This is a genomic window from Mesorhizobium sp. P2_E10 (assembly GCF_056404235.1).
In genome coordinates this window covers 285160-304846 of sequence record NZ_JBFUEK010000001.1, presented here as the reverse complement: position 1 = coordinate 304846, position 19687 = coordinate 285160, and the positions used below count along the sequence as shown (strand labels likewise).

General features: G+C 64.5%; 18 protein-coding genes and 1 tRNA gene. 11 read left to right on the top strand and 8 right to left on the bottom strand.

The window, feature by feature from the left end; genetic code table 11:
- Window positions 1–10 precede the first annotated feature (10 nt).
- Entirely contained in the window at window positions 11–844 is an 834-nt protein-coding gene (locus AC1D0N_RS01600) for an urease accessory protein UreD (protein ID WP_477240703.1), read from the bottom strand.
- Between the two features lie 208 nt (window positions 845–1052).
- Between AC1D0N_RS01600 and AC1D0N_RS01595 the strand changes: the two genes are divergently transcribed.
- The 3 genes from AC1D0N_RS01595 to AC1D0N_RS01585 all read left to right on the top strand — a co-directional run bounded on the left by AC1D0N_RS01595 (window position 1053) and on the right by AC1D0N_RS01585 (window position 3357).
- Window positions 1053–1307 (top strand): acyl carrier protein, encoded by a 255-nt coding sequence (locus tag AC1D0N_RS01595; protein WP_477240701.1) that lies wholly within the window; start codon window positions 1053–1055, stop codon window positions 1305–1307.
- A gap of 5 nt (window positions 1308–1312) precedes the next feature.
- Complete coding sequence (locus tag AC1D0N_RS01590; protein ID WP_477240699.1) at window positions 1313–2521, top strand: beta-ketoacyl-[acyl-carrier-protein] synthase family protein; 1209 nt, start codon at window positions 1313–1315, stop codon at window positions 2519–2521.
- A 131-nt stretch (window positions 2522–2652) separates the two neighbouring features.
- Window positions 2653–3357, top strand: a complete 705-nt coding sequence (locus tag AC1D0N_RS01585) for a glutathione S-transferase family protein (protein ID WP_477240697.1) — start codon at window positions 2653–2655, stop codon at window positions 3355–3357.
- A gap of 36 nt (window positions 3358–3393) precedes the next feature.
- Here the strand turns inward: AC1D0N_RS01585 and AC1D0N_RS01580 are convergent, their stop codons facing one another.
- From AC1D0N_RS01580 to AC1D0N_RS01565, 4 genes are all read right to left on the bottom strand, one after another.
- Window positions 3394–3762, bottom strand: coding sequence for a hypothetical protein (locus AC1D0N_RS01580; protein ID WP_477240695.1), 369 nt, complete (start codon window positions 3760–3762; stop codon window positions 3394–3396).
- An 86-nt stretch (window positions 3763–3848) separates the two neighbouring features.
- Window positions 3849–4469: a nucleoside/nucleotide kinase family protein gene (locus AC1D0N_RS01575; protein WP_477240693.1), complete on the bottom strand. Its 621-nt coding sequence runs from the start codon at window positions 4467–4469 to the stop codon at window positions 3849–3851.
- A gap of 115 nt (window positions 4470–4584) precedes the next feature.
- A complete protein-coding gene (locus tag AC1D0N_RS01570; protein ID WP_477240691.1) occupies window positions 4585–5676 on the bottom strand; it encodes a hypothetical protein in 1092 nt (363 codons plus the stop codon).
- A 238-nt stretch (window positions 5677–5914) separates the two neighbouring features.
- The gene (locus tag AC1D0N_RS01565) at window positions 5915–7831 is read right to left on the bottom strand and encodes a methyl-accepting chemotaxis protein (RefSeq protein ID WP_477240689.1); all 1917 of its coding nucleotides are present in this window, start codon (window positions 7829–7831) and stop codon (window positions 5915–5917) included.
- Window positions 7832–8106: 275 nt separating this feature from the next.
- Between AC1D0N_RS01565 and AC1D0N_RS01560 the strand changes: the two genes are divergently transcribed.
- The 4 genes from AC1D0N_RS01560 (at window position 8107) to AC1D0N_RS01545 (ending at window position 11125) form a co-directional block, all read left to right on the top strand.
- Window positions 8107–8997, top strand: a complete 891-nt coding sequence (locus AC1D0N_RS01560; protein ID WP_477240687.1) for a D-alanyl-D-alanine carboxypeptidase family protein — start codon at window positions 8107–8109, stop codon at window positions 8995–8997.
- A gap of 248 nt (window positions 8998–9245) precedes the next feature.
- Window positions 9246–10169, top strand: coding sequence for a DUF1003 domain-containing protein (locus AC1D0N_RS01555; protein ID WP_477240685.1), 924 nt, complete (start codon window positions 9246–9248; stop codon window positions 10167–10169).
- A 124-nt stretch (window positions 10170–10293) separates the two neighbouring features.
- A tRNA-Arg gene (locus tag AC1D0N_RS01550) sits at window positions 10294–10370 on the top strand.
- 287 nt (window positions 10371–10657) lie between these two features.
- Window positions 10658–11125, top strand: coding sequence for a hypothetical protein (locus tag AC1D0N_RS01545; protein WP_477240683.1), 468 nt, complete (start codon window positions 10658–10660; stop codon window positions 11123–11125).
- Window positions 11126–11252: 127 nt separating this feature from the next.
- Here AC1D0N_RS01545 and AC1D0N_RS01540 read toward each other — a convergent pair whose 3' ends face one another.
- Together AC1D0N_RS01540 and AC1D0N_RS01535 are read right to left on the bottom strand one after the other, a co-directional pair.
- Window positions 11253–12701, bottom strand: a complete 1449-nt coding sequence (locus AC1D0N_RS01540; RefSeq protein WP_477240681.1) for an ROK family protein — start codon at window positions 12699–12701, stop codon at window positions 11253–11255.
- A 175-nt stretch (window positions 12702–12876) separates the two neighbouring features.
- Window positions 12877–13782, bottom strand: a complete 906-nt coding sequence (locus AC1D0N_RS01535; protein ID WP_477240679.1) for a tagatose-bisphosphate aldolase — start codon at window positions 13780–13782, stop codon at window positions 12877–12879.
- Window positions 13783–14046: 264 nt separating this feature from the next.
- Here AC1D0N_RS01535 and AC1D0N_RS01530 point away from each other — a divergent pair, with 264 nt between their 5' ends.
- The 4 genes from AC1D0N_RS01530 (at window position 14047) to AC1D0N_RS01515 (ending at window position 18285) form a co-directional block, all read left to right on the top strand.
- Window positions 14047–14949, top strand: a complete 903-nt coding sequence (locus AC1D0N_RS01530) for a sugar-binding transcriptional regulator (protein WP_477240677.1) — start codon at window positions 14047–14049, stop codon at window positions 14947–14949.
- A gap of 431 nt (window positions 14950–15380) precedes the next feature.
- Entirely contained in the window at window positions 15381–16358 is a 978-nt protein-coding gene (locus AC1D0N_RS01525) for an ABC transporter substrate-binding protein (protein ID WP_477240675.1), read from the top strand.
- A gap of 117 nt (window positions 16359–16475) precedes the next feature.
- Entirely contained in the window at window positions 16476–17537 is a 1062-nt protein-coding gene (locus tag AC1D0N_RS01520) for an ABC transporter permease subunit (protein ID WP_477240673.1), read from the top strand.
- Window positions 17530–18285: an ATP-binding cassette domain-containing protein gene (locus AC1D0N_RS01515; RefSeq protein WP_477240671.1), complete on the top strand. Its 756-nt coding sequence runs from the start codon at window positions 17530–17532 to the stop codon at window positions 18283–18285. The genes AC1D0N_RS01520 and AC1D0N_RS01515 overlap by 8 nt, the downstream gene beginning before the upstream one ends.
- Before the next feature lie 24 nt (window positions 18286–18309).
- On the opposite strand, the gene AC1D0N_RS01510 is transcribed toward AC1D0N_RS01515, so the two are convergent.
- Entirely contained in the window at window positions 18310–19455 is a 1146-nt protein-coding gene (locus AC1D0N_RS01510; RefSeq protein ID WP_477240669.1) for a LacI family DNA-binding transcriptional regulator, read from the bottom strand.
- Between the last annotated feature and the right edge of the window lie 232 nt (window positions 19456–19687).

Here is a 19687-nt window from a genome sequence, read left to right as displayed (position 1 = left end):
CCTGGCAGAATCACAGTGACCATAATTTGGGCAGACCCGCCCGCCCATTGAGCAACTCGACGAGCGGAACCAGCCGCTTGCGGAGCTGGTAGCCGTCCTCGGCAAACAGCCTCGCAAGAAGCTTGCCAGATTTCTGAACGCTCCAGGCGCTGGCGTCGCCCTGGCCGCCGATGATGTCACGCGCCGGATCGAGCAAGGCTTCCGCCCGCGGCGAGACCATAAGCAGCGTCGCCACCGCGATGGCGCCGCCGGCCACCGCCGGACGGTTCAAGGCGGTCGCAATGCCGGGGCCGATGCGGAAATCCTCGGCATGGACGAGCGCGCCATTCTGATGGACGCGCCAGCGGTCGTGGAATTGGCCTTGGGTTGTACTTTCGCCCATGGCGAGGCGACCGAAGACCGTGGCCTCAAGCAGCAGCGCCTCGGCGCCGTCGGCGAGTTCGACGTCAAGCGTGCGGGCAAAGGCCGATCGGTCAAAGACAATGGTTTCCTGCGGCAGCCAGGCGATGCGGCCGTTTTCGCCAACCGACAGCCTGACCCGCACTTCGGCACGGTCGGAGGCGGCGCGATAGACCTTCTCGCAGGCCTGCGTCGTTATCGCGGCGGAAGCGCCGGCGCCGACATCGACCTCCCAGCCGAGGCGGTCGCCGCCGGTCAACCCGCCGGCGGTGTTGATCAACACGGCTTCGAGCGGATCGACTGCCACGGCCGGCATGCGGATCTTGGCGGAGCCATCCTGATAGAGTCGCTGAAGGCGCGTTCGGCCACCAGTAATGGCGCAGGCAAGCCGCGCCATTCCGGCGGCGCGCTGGGCCGGCGGTGCTGAAATCGAGGTATGTTCCATCGTGTCCACGGCCCAACGTTAAGCACTGCGGCGGCTTTGTCGATATATAGCTTGTTGCTTGACAACGTTTCCGTTTCTATAGAGGGAGCCACCTTGGAACGGTCATACAGCGCCTTGCTGGGTAAAAGGCGACGAGGATTCGAATCCGGGGACAGAGGGGCGCTGATCAGTTGGCGTCGGGAAACGACAGAGTTGGGGAAGAAACCGAATGGCTGACCAGCTGGCAACGGACATCATCGCCAAGATCAAGGCTCACGCGGAGCCGGGCGGCGAAGAAATCACCACCAGTACCGAATTGACCGCGCTTGGCATCCATTCGCTGGAATTGACCGAGATCATCTTCGATCTCGAGGAAGACTATGGCATCGAGATCGAGATGAACACGGTCGATGCCTGGAGCAATCTCAAGAATGTCGGCGACATGGTCGAGGCGGTTCGCGCGCTGATCGCGAAAAAAGCTTGAGCTGAATGCGCAAGCGGGTCGTCATCACCGGCATCGGCGGCATATGCGGGCTCGGCACCAACGCGCCCGCGATCTGGGGCGAAATGCGCGCCGGCCGCTCGGCCATCGGCCCGATCGCCAATTCCGAATTGCATGACCTGAAGGTCAGGGTCGGCTGCGAGATCAAGACGCTCCCCGATCACGGCATCAGCCACAAGCAGACCGTGTCGATGGACCGCTTCAGCCTGCTGGCGACGATCGCCGCGCGGGAAGCCATGCAGCATGCCGGACTGGCTTCGGACGAGGCCACCACATACCGCATGGGCGCCGTGATCGGCGTCGGCGTCTGCGGCTGGGAAGCGATCGAAGAGAGCTATCGCGCCATCCTGCTCGAGGGCAAGAACCGCGCCGGCATCTTCACCGTGCCGAAAGTGATGCCGAGTGCTGCCTCCGGCCATGTCAGCATGGCGCTTGGCCTGCGCGGACCGGTGTTCGGCGTTACCTCCGCCTGCTCTTCGTCAAACCATGCCTTTGCCTCGGCGGTCGACCAGATCAGGCTCGGCCGCGCCGACGTCATGGTCGCCGGCGGCACCGATGCACCGCTGGTCTGGGGTATCCTGAAAGGTTGGGAAGCGCTCAGGGTGCTGGCGCCCGACACCTGCCGGCCGTTCTCGGCCGATCGTCAAGGCCTGTCGCTCGGCGAAGGTGCGGCCATGGCAGTGCTGGAAACCTACGAACACGCGATGGCGCGCGGCGCCAACATCCTGGCCGAAATTGCCGGCGCCGGGCTGTCGGCCGATGCGTCCGACATCGTCGCCCCGACCATCGATGGGCCGACGGCGGCGATGCGCGCATGCCTCGCCGATGCCGAACTCAATCCCGAAGACATCGACTATCTCAATGCGCATGGCACCGGCACCAAGGCCAACGACCAGATCGAGACGGCGGCGATCAAGCGCGTCTTCGGCGATCAGGCCTACAAGCTTTCCATCTCCTCGACCAAGTCGATGCACGCCCATTGCCTTGGCGCATCCGGCGCGCTGGAGATGATCGCGTGCGTGATGGCGATCCGCGAAGGCCTCGTGCCACCGACGGCCAATTTTCGGGAAGCCGATCCCGATTGCGATCTCGACATCACGCCGAACGTCGCGCGCGAGCGCAAGGTGCGCGCCGCGATCAGCAATGGTTTTGCCTTTGGCGGCACCAATGCGGTGGTGGCGTTCCGGGCGATCTGACCGCCGCGTAGACTGTGTGTGCAGCGCGAAAGTTTCCTCCTCGTATTGATCGCCGTGGCGTGCCCGCCTAACTCTTGGCGGCCCCTCCGCGCGATGCCCGCGTAAAAAAATCCCCGAGCCGGAGCCCCTCGATGACCGACCTGTCCGCCTTTCCGATCACCCAGCGCTGGTCGCCCAAGCATCCCGACCGCCTCCAGCTGTATTCCGCGACAACGCCCAACGGTGTGAAAATCTCGATCGCGCTGGAGGAACTCGGCCTGCCCTATGAGGCGCACCTCGTCCAGATCGGCAAGAACGAGAGCTGGACGCCGGAATTTCTGTCGCTGAACCCCAACGGCAAGATCCCGGCGATCATCGACCCCAACGGCCCGGGCGGCAAGCCGATCGCCCTGTTCGAATCCGGTGCCATCCTGCTCTACCTCACCGACAAGACCGGCAAGCTGATCCCCGCCGATCCGACGCGGCGCTACGAGACCATACAGTGGGTGTTCTTCCAGATGGCCTCGATCGGGCCGATCTTCGGCCAGGTCGGCTTTTTCAACAAATTCGCCGGGCGCGAGATCGCCGACAAGCGGCCGCTGGAGCGCTATCGCGACGAATCGCGGCGGCTGATCGGCGTGCTCGAGACGAGGCTGAAGGGCCGCACCTGGATCATGGACGACGACTACACCATCGCCGACATCTCGATGCTCGGCTGGGTGCGCAATCTGATCGGCTTCTATGAGGCGCGGGAACTCGTCGGCTTCGACGATTTCCCCATCGTTGCGGCGTGGCTGGAGCGCGGCCTGGCGCGCCCGGCGGTGCAGAGGGGCCTCAACATCCCGGCCAGGGCCTGACGCGAGGCGAGGCAGAGCCGCGAGAAGCGGCTCGGCCTATTTCGCCTTGGCCTTGGCTTTTGAGCCGCCCCTGCCGATCACGGAAGCAGCGAGCGATGCGGCGCCTCTGGCCGTGGCGACAACCGCGCCGGCGGCAACATTGGCTGTCGCCTTGACCGTGCGCATTGCGCTGCCTGCCATCGATCCGCCGGATGCCGACTTCCTGGGCTTGGCGGCTTTTGGCGCGGTGGTTTTTGCCGCAGTCTTGGCCATGGCCGGCACCACTTTCTTGGGCGGCGCCTTGCCGAAAGCCGGCTTTGCATCCTTGGAGCGCGCCGCAATGGCCGGGCCTGCGCCTGCCTTTGCTTGCGTTGCCTTGGGTTGCGCTGTCTTGCCCTTGACGGGTTTTCTTGCCTTGGTTGCCATTGGACGTTCCCTCATGGCGGCACGATTGCCGGTTTGGGCGATAACGACCAGAAAGTCTTAAGGTTCCCGTTCGGAAATCCTGAGAATTATGCGTGATCGCCGATTACCAGGTCGGCTTGCCGCCTGCGGGCCAGCACGCGATCGATGTTGGGCATGTCGTTGGAGGCGATCCAGGCGCGGGCATCGGCGTCGGAACGGCCATGGCCATGCCAGCGCTCCAGCAAGCGGCGCTCGAGTTCGGCGCGCGGCACGTCGACATAGATCGTAAAATCGAATAGCGGCGCCAGGCGCGACCATGGCTCTTCGTCGAGCAAGAGGTAATTGCCCTCGACCAGGATGAATTTGGTCTCGGCGGCGACGATCCCCGCGGCGGCGCGCGACAGTTCCATGCTGCGGTCGAACACCGGAATGGCAATGTCGGGCTCGCTGGCGCGGATGCGCTTCAGCAGCGTCTCGAAGCCGTAGAAGTCGAAGGTTTCCGGCGCGCCTTTTCTGGAGCGAAGACCACGCCGTTCGAGCACGATGTCGTCATAGTGGAAACCGTCCATCGGCACGACTTCCGCGGCCCCTTCTGGCAAAAGGTCATGCAGGCTGGCCGACAGCGTCGACTTGCCGGCGCCCGGAGGACCGGCAATGGCGACGATGAAGCGCCGGGCCTTGCCGGCACGCTTGAAGATGGTGGCCGCGAGATGGGCGATTTCGGACATTGGGCGCTTCCGGTTGTTCTTTTGCATCTTGTCGGCAGTTTGCGGAAATTTCAAACCGCGATTTGGCCTATTGGGCGACATCTGCCGACGTTAGCGCCGCGCCGGCGCTGGAAAATCAGCCAGGCTGGCCGATGCGCAGGAAATCGCTGTCGAAGGCGATATCGCGGGTCGAGCCGTCGGATGCAGCCAGGCGCATGCGGCCATCAGCCGTCGTGACATCGCGGGGTGGCTCACCGCCTGTCTGCAGCAGCGCGCCGATGACATGGCGGAAGGAGACTTCGCCGCCGAGCGCAAAGGCAGTCGCCACGCCTTCGCGCTTCAGCCAGTTGTCACTGATCGATGCGGCATGACCGACGGCGGCGCGGCCGTCCTCGATGCCGAGCACGCCGCGATGGCGGCCGTTCCACGGCGCATAGTCGCGGCCGCCATTGCTGAACCACAGCATGGTGACCGGCAATTCGGCCGGGTTCTTCAGCACCAGCACCAGATCTTCTTCCGCGCGGCGCGCCAGGGCCGTCCAGCCCGGTCCGCCATGATCGGCCTCGACCAAAGTGAGGAAATCCTCGCGCAGCTGATCGTTGCGGTAGTCGCCGAGGTCCGTCGTGCCGCCATCGGCGGTCGGAAAGCGGGTCAGATCGGTGGAACGCGCGGGATAGGCGAGCAGAAAACGGCCGCGGGCCGGGTCGGGCTCCAGCGGCTCGTCCAGCGTCGCGGCAAAGCGCTTGGGCGAAAAAGCCAGTCGGCCGCCATCTTTCATCGCCGTCATCGGATGGTGGGCAACGGAGATGGCGCCTGCGCCACCGGAAAAGACGTGCTCCTGATAGAGGAAGGGGTGGCCGTCGCGCAGCGTGAGGACCTTGTCCACCGTTGCGCCCATCACCTTGCGCTGCAACCGGAAAGCAGCCCGCCAGCCATCCGATGTCGCGCTGCTGTCTACGACATCCCAGGCGCTGTTGGCCGGCCAGCCATGCAGCGGCGCTTCCTCGACATCGCTGCGCGAGAACGGCGCGCAGAGGAAATCGCCGGACAGGCGAACGGTGCCTTCGGGCAGGTTTTCAGGCAGCGTCTCGCCCGTGTCGACCCAGGGCGCGCGGTGTAGCGGCTTCAGCAGGCGGCCATCGATGTCGACGACCATGTCGGCGAGATGGCCGACGGTGAGGTCGAGCGCGACCGAAATGCCTTTTGCCTTGATCGTGACCGTGTCCATGCGCGCACCTGCTGATTCTGCCCGCGCCAGCAAAAGCCGCTCGGGGCGGATTGCGCAAGCGTGGCGGCCGGCATTTTGCATCGGAGGTTGCTTCACCCTCCCCCTTGTGGGGAGGGTCGATCCGCAAAGCGGATCGGGTTGGGGGTCCTCGTAGGGCGCTACCCCCACCCCGTCGACCGATCTCCGCGTCGCTCCGATCGCTCGCCGACCCTCCCCACAGGGGGGGAGGGTAAGGCACCTACTGCCGCTTGTACTCCCTCACCGGTGACTGGGTGCCGTCCATGTAGGTGACCTGCACCGACATCGACTTCACGCTGTCGGCGACCTTGAAATAGGGCTGGTAGTCGTAGGGGATGGCGTAGGGGTCCTTCTTGTCGCAAGGGGGCATCTTGATCTCCTTGTCGAGCGCAGCGCCATTCAGGCCGTAATGCACCTCCTTGATAGCGCAGCGGAATGACAGCATCTGGCTGAAATAGACCAAGCCGTGATTGCCGCTGGCACCGAAGGCGATCCACGAAGTCCAGAACTGGTCGAGGATCTGCTTCGAGCCCTGCTGGAGGGCGGCGTCCGGATCGAAGCTGATGTCGAACGGCCCGGTCTCGCGTCCTCTCAGGTCGAGATATTTGATGGCGATGGTGGTGGCGGCGGTGCTATCGGGCAACTCGAAGCTCGGATTGGGCATCGGCTTGCCGGTGCGCTGGTCGTTGACCGCCAGGAAGCCGGTGTCGGTGAACGGGCCGCTGCTGCCGAGACGCCAGGAAATGGCCGTGGCCACCTCGGGCAGCGAGATGGTCATCGACCAGCCCTGGTTCGAGCGCATCGGCGTCAAGGTCGGTGCGAAACGCGCGGGGTCGAGCACATCACCAAGGGCGGCCAGCCGGCTGCGGCTGCGGTCCAGCCAGTCGGCGAGCTGGGTCTGGTCGACGAAATATTTCAGCAGCCCGCCATCCTTTTCGTAGGAGACGAATTTGGTCAGCGCCTGGGCTTCGCTGCGCTTGTCGGACAGCGACTGGCTGCCGAGGCGATCTTCCGAAAACTCCTGCGCCAACAGGTAATAGGCCGGCGCGAAATCGGGATTGGCTGCGATGAAGGCGTTGAGCTTTTCCAGGCGCTGGGCATCGTCGAACTGTTCGAGATGGACGAGCTTGATCGACAGCGCCTTGCCCTTGTCGGCCAGCGCGCCGAACACTTCGCGCGAACCGGCCTTGCCGTCCTGCACGCGCAGCAGCGTGGCAAAGCGCGTGTAGGGATCGATGGCGTCGACATCGAAACCGGCAAAGGCGAGATAGGAGCGCCGCGCATTGAGCATGTCGCCCGACAATTCGTAGACGCGGGCATTGTGATAGTACTCGTCGGGACGCTTGGGATCGGCGATCGCCCCGCCCTGCGCGGCGAGTGCGGCAAAGCCCTTGGCGATGGTATCGATCGAGACGGCGATCTGCTCGGTGGTAGCCTGCAGCTTTTCGGCCTGCGCCTCCTGCTGCTGCTGGCCGGCGGCGAGCGTGTCAGTGGTCTGCTTGACCGCTTCGACGGTCTTTTGCGTCTGCGCGCCCTGCTCCGTCTGCTGCTGCTGCGCCGAGGCGATCTCCTCGGTCGTCTTCGCCACCGTGTCGGTCGACTGTTTGACCGCTTCAACGGTCTTTTGGGTCTGCGCGCCTTGCTCGGTCTGCTGCTGCTGCGTCGCCGCGATCTCTTCGGTCTTTTTCGCCACCGTGTCGGTCGTCTGCTTGACCGCCTCGACCGTCTGCTGCGTCTCGGTGACGGTTTTCTCGATCCTGGCCACCTTGGCCGAGACGATGCCCATGCTCTGCTGCAGCTGAGCGATGGCCGGCACCAGGCCGGCGATCACCCCGTTTTGCGAATTGGTCTGCTGTTGCAACCCGTAGACGCCACCGGCAACTGCGGCGGCGCTAGTGGCAAAGATCAAAGCCGGCAGCGCCTTGCGAGCCAGCACCAGCCTGAGCACAATGGCGATGGCGATGATGGCTGCCGCAACCGAAGCGAGCAGCGCGATATAGGCGGCGAACGGCGCCAGCGGGTTGAGGATGTCGGAAGCCGCCCCGCCGATAAAGGCGACGCTGCCGGCCCATTTGCCGGTGCGGCTGAGAGATGCCCTGATCAGCGACGGCGCCTGCGCGCCGAGTTCCATGCTCATATTAACCCCCAAGCCAAATGCCGCACCACAATTAACAGCAGCGCGACCCCGAAAGGCAAAACAGAACAGGAAACAGGCGATTTCGGGGCGGTACTCGGTTCCTCGCCCCCGCGGGAGCGGGGGAGAGGAACCCAAGTTCTGCCGCCACCGTTAACCAAATGGACGAAGCAATCGGGTTAGGCTAGGTTCCGGCCCTCTCAGCAACAGCCTGCTTCGGAACCGACTTGCCCGCTTTCCGCTTCCCTTCCCTCGTCCAGAGATTTGTCGCGGCCTTCATGCTGCTGCTGTTTGTTGCCGGCTGCACCACCGCGCCGCCGGACTCGGTGTTGGCGGTGCCGGCGCCGCCGCAGAAATATGCGGCCATCGTCATCGACGCCTCGACCGGCAAGCAGCTGTTCGAGGTCAACTCGACGGCGCAGCGCTATCCGGCCTCGCTGACCAAGATGATGACGCTCTATTTGCTGTTCGAGGCGCTGGATTCCGGCCGCGTCACCAAGGAGACGCAGATCCCGGTTTCGGACAATGCCGCCAGGCAGCCGCCAACCAAATTGCGCTTCAAGCGCGGCGAAACGATCGATGTCGATTCGGCGATCCGCGCCATCGTCGTCAAATCGGCCAATGACGTGGCGGTGGCCATCGCCGAATATCTCGGCGGCTCGGAAGAGGCGTTTGCCGGCGCCATGACCGCCAAGGCGCGCCAGATCGGCATGACCAGCACCGTGTTCCGCAACGCATCCGGTCTGCCCGACGACGACCAGCACACGAGCGCGCGCGACATGGCGGTGCTGGGCATGGCGCTGCGCGCCCGCTTCCCGCAACAATTCCACTATTTCTCCGAAAGCGACTTCATGTTCCGCGGACGGCTGGTGCGCGGCCACAACGACATGCTGGGCCGGGTGCGCGGCGTTGACGGCATCAAGACCGGCTACATCAAAGCCTCCGGCTTCAACATCGTGACGTCCTACGATGCCGACGGCCGCCGGCTGATCGTGGTGGTGATGGGCGCCGACAGCGCCAGGCAGCGCAACGACCATGTCGAAGCGCTGATCCAGCGCAGCCTGTCGCCGACCAGTGCGAATGCCAAGACAAGGCTGATGTACGCAGGGCAGCAGCCGACCGCTTCGCCGCTACCCGGTTTGCCGCTTCCTGGTTTGCCGGAGCAATAGGCAGTCGAGGCCCTACGCCGGCGCTGATCCATCGCGGCCTGACGCCGACCCTAACGCTTCGTCATCCTAGGGCGCAGCAAGGAGCGGAGCGACGCAGCGCAGACCCTAGGATGACGAACTGACAGGCGCAGTCCCAGCGCTCTAATCACAAGAACTTGTTTGGTCACACCAGCTTCACAGTCGCGATGGATATGCCGCGCCGGCTTGGCGTATCGTATCGGAAAGCCCGAGAAACAGGAGCACTGACCATGGCCGGCGACCCCAAGGCATCCGCGCAGAAGGCGGCAGACGACGCGAACCTGTCGGGCGGCGAATATCTCGAGGCGGCCACCGTGGCGGACGACGCGCCTGCGGATGAGCATCTCGAAGCCCCTGATGTGCCGGACTCCGAGCCGACCCTGCCCGGCGCATCGCGGGTCAAGCCGAAGAAGAAGCCGTCGGCGATATCTGGCCGGAAGTTCCACAAGCGCGACCTGGTGCGCATCGACGAACTGCGCCCGAGCCTGGCCGACCGCATCCGCGCCGACCATCCGGATCTGCCGCATGGCGCCCGCATCAGCCGCGCCGAGCTCGGCCGCTACCGCATGCGCTACATGGAGGAGCTGCTGCAGCAGGAGCACGGCGAATTCTCCGAGCTCGACCGCCAGGTGGTGGAATCGATCGCCAGGCAGGACACGATTTCGGAGAACTCGGAAGAGGAATTCGAGGAACACCGGACGTTTGCCGACCGCGTTTCGGACAATATGGCGGCGTTCGGCGGCAGCTGGTGGTTCCTGATCTCGTTCGCCAGCGTGCTTGCGGTTTGGATCGGCATCAATCTCATCGAGGGCATGGGGGGCGCTTTCGACCCCTATCCCTTCATCCTCTTGAACCTGCTGCTCTCCTGCATTGCCGCGATCCAGGCGCCGATCATCATGATGAGCCAGAAGCGGCAGGAAACCAAGGATCGGCTGCGCTCGTTCAACGACTACCGGGTGAACCTGAAGGCGGAGCTGGAAGTGCGGCACCTGCACGAAAAGCTCGACTATCTGATCTCGCGCCAATGGACGCGGCTGGCCGAAATGCAGCAGATGCAGCTGGATGCGATGCACGAGCTGACGGGGGCGAAGAAGCCGAAGCGGGCGACACGAGGGGTGCGGCGGCGGGTGGCGAAGGGTGAGGCGGGGGCGTGATGGACGCGCCAAGCTCCAACGAAGCGATGCCAATTGCCCGTTGAAGCCCGCGCCGGCTTCCGCTAAGAAGCCGTGGCTGGCCGGTTTACCGGCTGGTTCGTTTTCAAGATCGCCGATCCTGAAGGCACCCGTAGCTCAGCTGGATAGAGCGCTGCCCTCCGAAGGCAGAGGTCACAGGTTCGAATCCTGTCGGGTGCGCCACTGATTTCAATCACTCATGTCTTACTTGGCTGCTCGATAGCCAGTTCCCGCACGGCAGCCCCGCCAATAGCCATTGACCATGTCAGCTCCGCTGGCGGGCGTTTGGAAATTGTCGATTCTTTGCGGCAATTGTGAACTATCTATCTCAAGCAACTGGAAATACAATAACAACGATTTCCAGTAACTCCTATTCAGTAGGAAACTAAAAACGCTACACTGGCGTAATGATATTGGTAACCGATGTCATTCAGCCTGTGCCCGGGTAACCAATACGGGGAGCATCATAAATGGTTTTCTTGCGGAATCTTACCAAGATCTTGGCGAGAGGTGCGGTTGTCGTCGCTTTGTCTTTTCCCGCTAGCGCGGCCGGGCTCGGCTTGGGCCTCGGTGGCGGCGGTGGGGTCAATGCCGGCGCCTCGGTCGGTGGCGGTGGCGTCGGGGTCGGCGCTTCCGTTGGCGGCACCAGCGGCGTCACCGCCGGTGCGGGCGCCACGGTTGGCGGAACTGGCGGCGTTTCCGCGGGCGCCGGTGCATCGGTCGGCGGTGGTGTCAGCGCCGGTGTCGGCGTTGGCGTCACCAGTCCGAGAGATCCCAACCAGCCGGCGATAGCCACGCCGCCAGCGGTGGCTGCGCTTTCCGCCATGTCGAAAAGCCAGATCGCCCGGATGAAGAAACGCTGCGCCAGCGTGCTCAGCGGCCAGGGCACCTACGATCGCGACCTGAAGCAGCTCTGCCTGCTGCTGGCGCGCCGCTGAGCGTTCGCAGTATTGGCAGTATCGGACAGGCCGAAGGCTTTGACGGCTCCATCCCGATGCGATCGGGATGGAGTTCTGTTTTCTCCCTTGAGCAGCCGGCCCGCGCACCACCGCGAACGCAGGCTGACTACGCGTGAACCATCGCCTGCAGCCACGCTATGATGGCATCGAAATCGATCGCCTTCGTCGTGTCGACGTCGAACAGCGGGCCGCGCCGCAGCGGCTCGGCGCGTTTGGCCAGCTCTATCAGCTCGGGGATGTAGGCAGCACCGGGATGACCGGGAAGGCGCTGGTCGAGCCGGGCGCGATAGCGCTCGGCCAGGACCTCGCCGGGGGCGTGGCACCAGATCTCGGCAGTCTCGACGATTCCGGCCTTTTGCAAATGATCCTCGAGCAGCTGGCGCGGCTGGAAGCCGAACCAGGCATCGACAACAAAAATGCTGCCCGCAGGGGCTTCACCGACCACCGACCAGATGGCCTGGTAGCTGGCGCGGCCGAGCGTGCGGTTGAATTCGCGGTCGCCGCCGCCGAGGACTTCGAGGAACGGGTTCTTGATCGTATCCAGCGCCAGCAAGGGCCAGCCCATGCGCACGGCAATGCCGCGCGAGACCGTGCTTTTGCCCGAGGCAGGGATGCCGTTGACGAGCACGGCACGTCTTGTGGCAGGCCGGCCCGGACCGAGCCGGGGCAAGGACGCCGGCGAAGCAGCGACCTTCGCTTGTGCTGCCAGCGCTTGCAGGCCGGCGCCGATGACGCCGGCGTCGTCGCCGAGCTGTGCCGGTTCGACCTGGCATTGGTACCAGGGCGCCAGGGCCGGGGCGCAGGCGAGCGCCCTGTGCGCCGCGTGGCCGAGGCCGCCGCCGAGCAGCACCTGATCGGGGGCAAACATGGCGACCGCCGTATCGATTGCCGCGCGGAGCGGCCTCGCCCAGGCTTCCAATATGCCGCGCGCGACAGCGTCGCCTTCGGCATCCCTGGCGAAAAGCTGATCGACCGAAACGTCAGGACCGAGGCCGGCGCGGGCGATGTGGCGGCCAAGTGCGGTGCCGGAGCTGGTGGTTTCGACGCAGCCGCGCCGGCCGCAGATGCAGAGTTCGCCGTTCAGGTCGACGGTGATGTGGCCGAGCTGCCCCGCCGTCGCCTTGCCGCGCACGATCTGCCTGTTTTCAGCCACCGCGCCGCCAATGCCGGTGCCGATGGTGAACATGACGATGTTGTTGTGGCCCCTGCCGGCGCCGCGCGCCATTTCGGCTGTCAGCGCCATGTTGCAATCATTGTCGACGATGACGGGCTTGCCGGCCATGCTTTCCAGCCGCTGCGCGAGCGCAACCGAAGCGAGGTCGACATAGCCGCCGGACAGCACCGCGCCGCGCCGCGCATCGACGCGACCGGGCACGCCGACGCCGATCGCCGCGACGTCAGGCGCGTCGAGCTGGCGCACCATGTCGGCGATGCGGCCGAGAACGAGCTCCGGGTCGGGCGCGCTTTTCTCGGACAGGCGTTTGAGGATTTCGCCGGTGGCGGAAATGCGGGCGGCCCGCAGATTGGTGCCGCCGATATCGATTCCGATGGCCATCGATCTTTGAGGCATGACGTTCCGTACCTGTCTGAACCCTGCTCCAAGGTGTGTTGAGATTCAGGTCAGGCCGAGTCGAGAATGGCTGATACCGAGAACCGGAGCGGAGCGTACTCAAAGTACGTGAGCACCGGAAGCGCAGGTATCAGGCGTTTGCAGGCCGGCCTCGCCTGAATCATGCGGCTTTCTGGCGGTAGTTGCCAATCACTGCTTGAAGCTCGCGCAATCTCGACACGGCGATGGTCTTGAGCTTTTCACGCTGAATGTCACGGTCGAGCGAGATGCAGTCCTTCCACAGCGAGCGGCCGGCGATGACGCCCGAGGCGCCGTTCTGCATGGCGATCTCGACCTGGCCGAGGAAGGTCGCGTGGTTGACGCCGGCCGACAGCACCGCCCACGGGACGTCGCCGGCCATGCTGGTGATGCGGGCACAGGATTCCGCCGTGCCGGGATAGGGAAGCTTGAGCACCTTGGCGCCGCAGTCCAGCGAAATGCGGGTGCCTTGCTCGACCAGCGACGGGATCTTGGCCGTATAGTCCTCAAGGCTTTCGCCTTCGAGCTGATAGGTCAGGAACTCGACGACGAGCAGCAGGTCTTCCCTACCGAAATCGGCGATGCACTGGCGCAGAATGGCGATGTTGTGCGCGTTCGCCTCCGGTTTGTCGGCCCTGAGATAGACCATGATCTTGCCGCCCGTGCCGCCGAGTTCGCGCACGCGGCGCGCATCGATGCCGGGAACGAGGCGCGACAGGCGGTAACCCTGCGGCGTCACATCGAAGCCGGAGGCGTCGAGGCCGATGAGCAGCGCGGTATCACGGTTGAGCACGCCTTCGTCGACAACGCGCGGCACGGCGCAGAGCGGGTCGAGCAGCACGCAGGAGGCCTGGCTGGCGAGGTAGCGGGTGATGTCGGCCTTGGTGTCGCCCAGCATGTCGTTAGTGATCTTGGCCTGTTCCTCCGGGTCCGACGCCAGAAGCGTGCGCATGCCGCCGCGCTGGTCACAGGCGATGGCCATCATCGCGCCGTCCTTGCCGCAGATCTGCTGGTAGCCGCGCAACTCCGCAGTCGTCATCTTGGTCATGGTGTTTTGTCCGATGTTGGCGCCCGGGGCGCAATTTTGTGGAACAAGAAGGTTGCTTACCTCGCGGCAGGCATGCCGCATCGATCTGCTATCGAACCCTGAAAATCCGGCCGGACCCCACAAGGTGCCGTGGGAACGAACTCACGTTGCAGGTCTGCCCGATTTGCGCGATAACTCGATCAGTCGCCAGACCTGTAACACATTGCTGAAAGGAATTGCAAGCTGTCTGTCCCCTCAGCAAACGATGCGGCCGCATCGCGGACGATGCTGCACACGGTCGCCAAGATGCATTACGAGGCGGAGATGTCGCAGGTCGATATCGCGCGCCGGCTCGGCGTCTCCACCGCGACCATATCGCGGCTGCTGCAGCGGGCCAGGGCAGAAGGCATCGTGCGCATCGAGGTTCTCGATCTGGCAACGCCCGAAATCATCACCACGCAGCTGATCGACGGGCTCGGGCTGCGCAATGCCGCGGTCGTCGAGACACCGGCGGCCGGTGCGCTGGCGGCGCTCGCCGCACCGCTCGGCGCCTTGCTCAGACAAGCCGAGTTGGCGGCCGGCTCGGTGGTCGCCATCGGCTGGGGGCGCGCCATCCGCGAGGTGATCCGCGCCGGCCTGCCGCGCATTCCCGGTGTCCTGACCGTGGCTGCCACCGGCGGCATGCAGCAGCAGGCGGCGCATTTCCAGATCAACGAGTTCGTGCGGCTGGCGGCGGAGGAGTTCGGCGGCACGCCGCACTTCATCCATGCGCCCTATCTGCCGTCGACCGAACTGCGCGAGGTTTTTCTTGGCGATGCGGCCATTGCCGACAGTGTCGCGCTGTGGGACCGCACAGATGTCGCGATCGTCGGCATCGGCCTGCCGCATGCCATCAATCCGCCGGAGGCAAGTGCGGCGACGCTGAGCGAGCAGGCGCTGTTTCATGCCGCCGGCGACGTCATCCGCCACTATTTCGACGCCGACGGTGTCCTTATCCCATGGGAAGGCGAGAGCCGGATGATCGCCATGTCGCCGGCGCAGCTTCGGGCCGTGCCGCTGGTCATCGGCGTCGCCGCTTCGCCGGAGAAAGCGAGCGCCATTATCGGTGCGGTGCGCGCCAAGCTCATCAACGCGCTGATAACCGACACCAAGACGGCGCAGGCCATCCTCGACGCTTTGCCGCGATAGAGTCGTCCGCCCGACTGCAAAATCACCCTTTTGCTGGACCATGATCTCGTCCGAAAACCGGTTTCCCCTTTTCGGGATCATGCTCTAGTCTCGCGTGGGGGCTCCGTGGAGCAGACAGATGCCGTCCGTTTTGAAAAGCGTTTCGGCACGGGAAATACCCGGTTGCAATTTCTTTCAGCAAAGTGTTACAACTTTTCAGCCAGGCACTTATGCGTGCCGGGCAGCGCGGTTCTCTGGACCTTGCGGAGGCAAGGAAACGGAACCGTCGATTTCGACCGGCTGACATAACGACTTGGGAGGCGCCTGGGAGGAGCTGCCCGTAACAGCAAGCAGGCGTTTCCGGCCGTCAGCCCACCACAGCCTGAACAGTTCGACGGCCATTCCGATTTCAATCGCAACGGCAAATCTGCCAACACCATGAGGAGGATGTCATGAAGAAGATTGTTGCCGCTCTCGCGGCTCTCGCCATCAGCGCAACGGCGCTGATCGGATCGGCGCAGGCCGAGGACAAGAAGTTCACCATTGCGCTCGTTCCGGGCCTGACCACTGACGGTTTCTACATCACCATGCGCAAGGGCGCCCAGGCGGCAGCCGATGCGCTTGGCGTCAACCTGGTTTTCCAGGGCGCCCCGGATTTCAATCCGGTCACCCAGGTCCCCGTGCTTGACGCGGTCATCGCCAAGAAACCGGACGCCATCCTGATCGCGCCGACCGACAAGGTTCAGCTGGTCGAGCCGCTGCGCAAGGCCAATGATGCCGGCATTCCGGTGATCACCGTCGACACCTTCATCGGCAGCGGCGTCTACCAGACCGGCGCCGGCGATGCGGATTTCCCGCTGGCCTACATTGCTTCGGACAACGTGCTGGGCGGCGAGATTGCCGCGCGGGCGCTCGCCACCGCCATTGGCGACAAGGGCAAGGTCTACGTTTCCAACGTCAAGCCGGGCATCTCGACCACCGACCAGCGTGAAGAAGGCTTCAAGAAGGAGATGGCCAAGCATACCGGCATCACCGTGCTCGAGACCCAGTTCAACGAAGACGACGCCAACAAGGCGGCCTCGCAGCTGCAGGCGGTGTTCGCCCGCAACCCCGACCTGGTCGGCGTGTTTGGCGCCAATTTGTTCTCCGCGCTGGGTGCTGCCAATGGCGTCAAGCAGGCCGGGCAGAGCGGTGTCGTCAAGGTCGTGGCGTTCGACGCGCCGACCAGCATCGTCGACAACATCAACACTGGCCTGGTCGACGTTGCGATTGCCCAGCATCCGGCCGAGATCGGCTATTTCGGCGTCGTTTCGGCCTATGCCCATCTGACCGGCCATTCGATCCCGGTTGCAATCGGCACCGGCTTCACGATCATGGACAAGTCCAACATCGCGGATCCGAACATCTCGAAGTATCTTTACTCCGAATAAGTCCTCACTCTGGTCTCCTCCCGGCGAGCCGGGAGGAGACTGACGCCCGGTATCGCGCCGGTACCCTGTTTGACACAGGCCTGGCCAGGACAGCCAAGCCGCGGATCGGATGCATTGATGACGTCAACATCACCAACCCAACAGGTCGAAAAGCATGTCGCCCCCCAGGCGGACCATGGTGATCCCACCAGGACCTTGCTCGGCCGGATCGCCGAAGGCCGGGCCTGGCTGTTCCTCGCCGGCCTGATCATCTGTTTCGAGGTCTGGTCGCGGCTCTCCTTCGGCGCCACCTTCGTGCTCAACCCGTTCAACGTGCAGTCGATCGCGATCTTTGCCGTTGCGCCGCTGCTGCTGGCGACCGGACAGACATTCGTCATCATTTCGGGCGGCATCGACCTTTCGCTCGGCTTCATCATGGGCCTGGCGGCCGTCATCGCCGCGCACGCCACCAACATGGCGGGCGCCGCCATCCCGCTGCCGCTGGCCATGCTGGCGGGCATCCTCGCCGCCGTGCTTGTCGCCGGCGTGCCGGGCGTCATCAACGGCCTGTTGATCTCACGGCTCAGAATCCCGCCCTTCATCGGCACGCTCGGTATGTTCGGCGTGGCGCGCGGCGCTGCCTACCTGCTCGCCGGCGGCACCACGGTGCCGGTGCAGAATTCCTGGTTCGCGCTGCTCGGCAACGGCAAATTCTATGGCGTGCCCTATCTCGTGATGATCACCGCCATCTTCGTCATCGTGATGCACTATTTGCTCAGCCAGACCCGGTTCGGCCAGCACAATTACGCCATCGGCGCCAACGTGCAGGCGGCGCGGCGCGCCGGCATCGACATCAGGGGCCACATATTGCGCCTCTACGTGCTGTCGGCGATGTGCGCCGGCCTCGGTGGCGCGCTCTATGCGGCGCGCTTCACCGCCGGCGCCGCGCAGGCCGGCGAGCCCCTGCTGCTCGACAGCGTCGCGGCCGTGGTCATCGGCGGCGCCAGCCTGTTCGGCGGCTCCGGCACCATCTTCGGCACGGTCGCCGGCGCGCTGGTGATCGCGGTCATCCAATACGGGCTGGTTTTCGTCAATGTCGAGCCGTTCTGGCAGTTCATCGCCGTCGGCGTCGTCATCATCATCTCCGTCCTTATCGACCAGGCGCAGCGCCGGTTCAGTGGAGCTCGCCAGGATGAATAGTTCCGATCAGACCACACCGCTTCTCGAAGTTCGCCACCTTTCCAAGCATTTTGGCGCGGTGCAGGCGCTCAACGATTTCTCCATGGCCGTGCGGCCGGGCGAAGTGGTGGCGCTGGCCGGCGACAACGGCGCCGGCAAGACGACGCTGATCAAGGCGATATCGGGGGTGTTTCAGCCGACCGGCGGCGAGATCCTGCTCAGGGGCCAGCCAGTCACCTTTGCGACGCCGCAGGAGGCGCGCGAAAAGGGCATCGAGACCATCTACCAGGACCTGGCACTGGCCGACAATCTGTCGATCGGCGCCAACATCTTCCTCGGCCGTGAACCCATGCGCAAGGCCTTCGGCTTCCTGCCGGTGCTCGACCGCAAGGCGATGGCCGTCGCCGCCAAGCAGACCATGAGCCGGCTGGATTTCCATGTCAGCCGGCTGGAGGCCCCGGTCAGCAATTTCTCCGGCGGTCAACGCCAGGCTGTCGCCATCGGCCGGGCCGTCTATTGGGACGCGCAGATCCTGATCATGGACGAACCGACGGCAGCGCTTGGCGTGCCCGAGCAGCGCAAGGTCATTTCGCTCATCCACCAGCTCAAGGCACAAGGCCGCGGCGTGATCTTCATCTCGCACAATCTGCAGGACATTTTTGCCGTGTCCGACCGCATCGTCGTGCTGCGGCGCGGCGTCCAGGCCGGCGAGCGCAAGATCTCGGAAACCAACCACGATGAAGTCGTCAAGCTGATGGTTGGCGGATAGAGCGCCGGACGGCGAGCCGACGCTTTAGCCCACCGATGTTTCGCGCGAACTCGTGGACGGCCCGGCGACAGCGCTTACCGACTCCCTTTCCACCAGCGGACACTCCAGCTTGGTGATGGGATACCGCCCACGGCCAGGCGGGGCCGGCACTTCCAGCTGCTCGATCGCCCATTGGCCCATTGCCATGTGCGGCAGGATCGAGGTCGTCAGCGGCGGGAACAGATGGCGGGCGATTTCCTCGTCGTCATAGCCGACGACTGAGATGTCCTGGGGAATGTGCAGGCCGGCTTCCTTCAGCGCTTCGTAGCAGCCGATGGCGGTGCGGTCGTTCTGGCAGAAGATGGCGGTCGGGCGATCCTTCAGCGCCAATAGCTTGACGGTGGCGGCATAGCCGGCGCTGGCCGACCAGTCGCCCTCGACCACCAGTTCCGGATCGAACGGGATGTCGGCCGTGGCCAGCGCCCGGCGGTAACCCTTGAGCCTATCCTGCGCCGCCTGCATCCAGGGTTCACCGGTGATGGTGGCGATGCGGCGGTGGCCATGGCTGATCAGATGGCGGGTGGAACTCTGGCCGCCGGCGATCTCGCTCGGCACCACGGCGGGGAAGGCATAGTCGGCGGTGTAGCAATTGAGCAGGATGACCGGGATGTCGAGACCGTAGAGATAGTCAGGGGCAACGATCTCGCGGGTGAAGATGGTCATGTAGATCAGCGCCGAAATGCCCCGCTTGGTCAGTGCTGCAATGGCGCGCGGCTCCATGACGGAATCGCCCAGCGTCTGCGCCACCAAAAGCACATTGCCGGCATTCCACGAGGCTTGCCGCGCGCCTTCGATAGCAACGACCGCTTCCGGGCTGGTCGCCAGCTGGTCAACGGCAAAGCCGATCACCCCGTCCAGCCCGTCGAAGGCGGGCACCGGGCGTTGCAAGGCGGAAAAGGCGGGCGGTGAATAGCCAAGCGTGCGCGCCGCCTCGATCACCCGCTCGCGGGTCTGCTGTGACAGCCTGATGCCCGGCGTGTTGTTGAGCACGAACGAAACCGTCGCCTGCGAGCAGCCCGCGGCCCTGGCGACGTCGGTCATGGTGACACGGCCCTTGGGGTTTTTGCCCGCTGGCCTGCGGCGCCGGGAAACCTCGGGAGAGGGATCGCGCAGTTCCGTCGGTTCGCTCATTGCAGTCTCGTCCCCCATCCCAGCCTGTCTAACCACAGGCCGGCACAACAGCAAGATGGTCCGGCGGCGTGCGTTTATAATCTGACCGCGCGCCAATGATTATTAGCATCTCGGCTACCCCACAGCCGTCCGCGACGCGTGAGCAGGCGAGGCATCAGGCAACGTCTGATAGAGCAAGACCTTGCGGTGGCTCATCTTTTTTGCTCCGCCACGGCTCGCATCGACCGCAAAC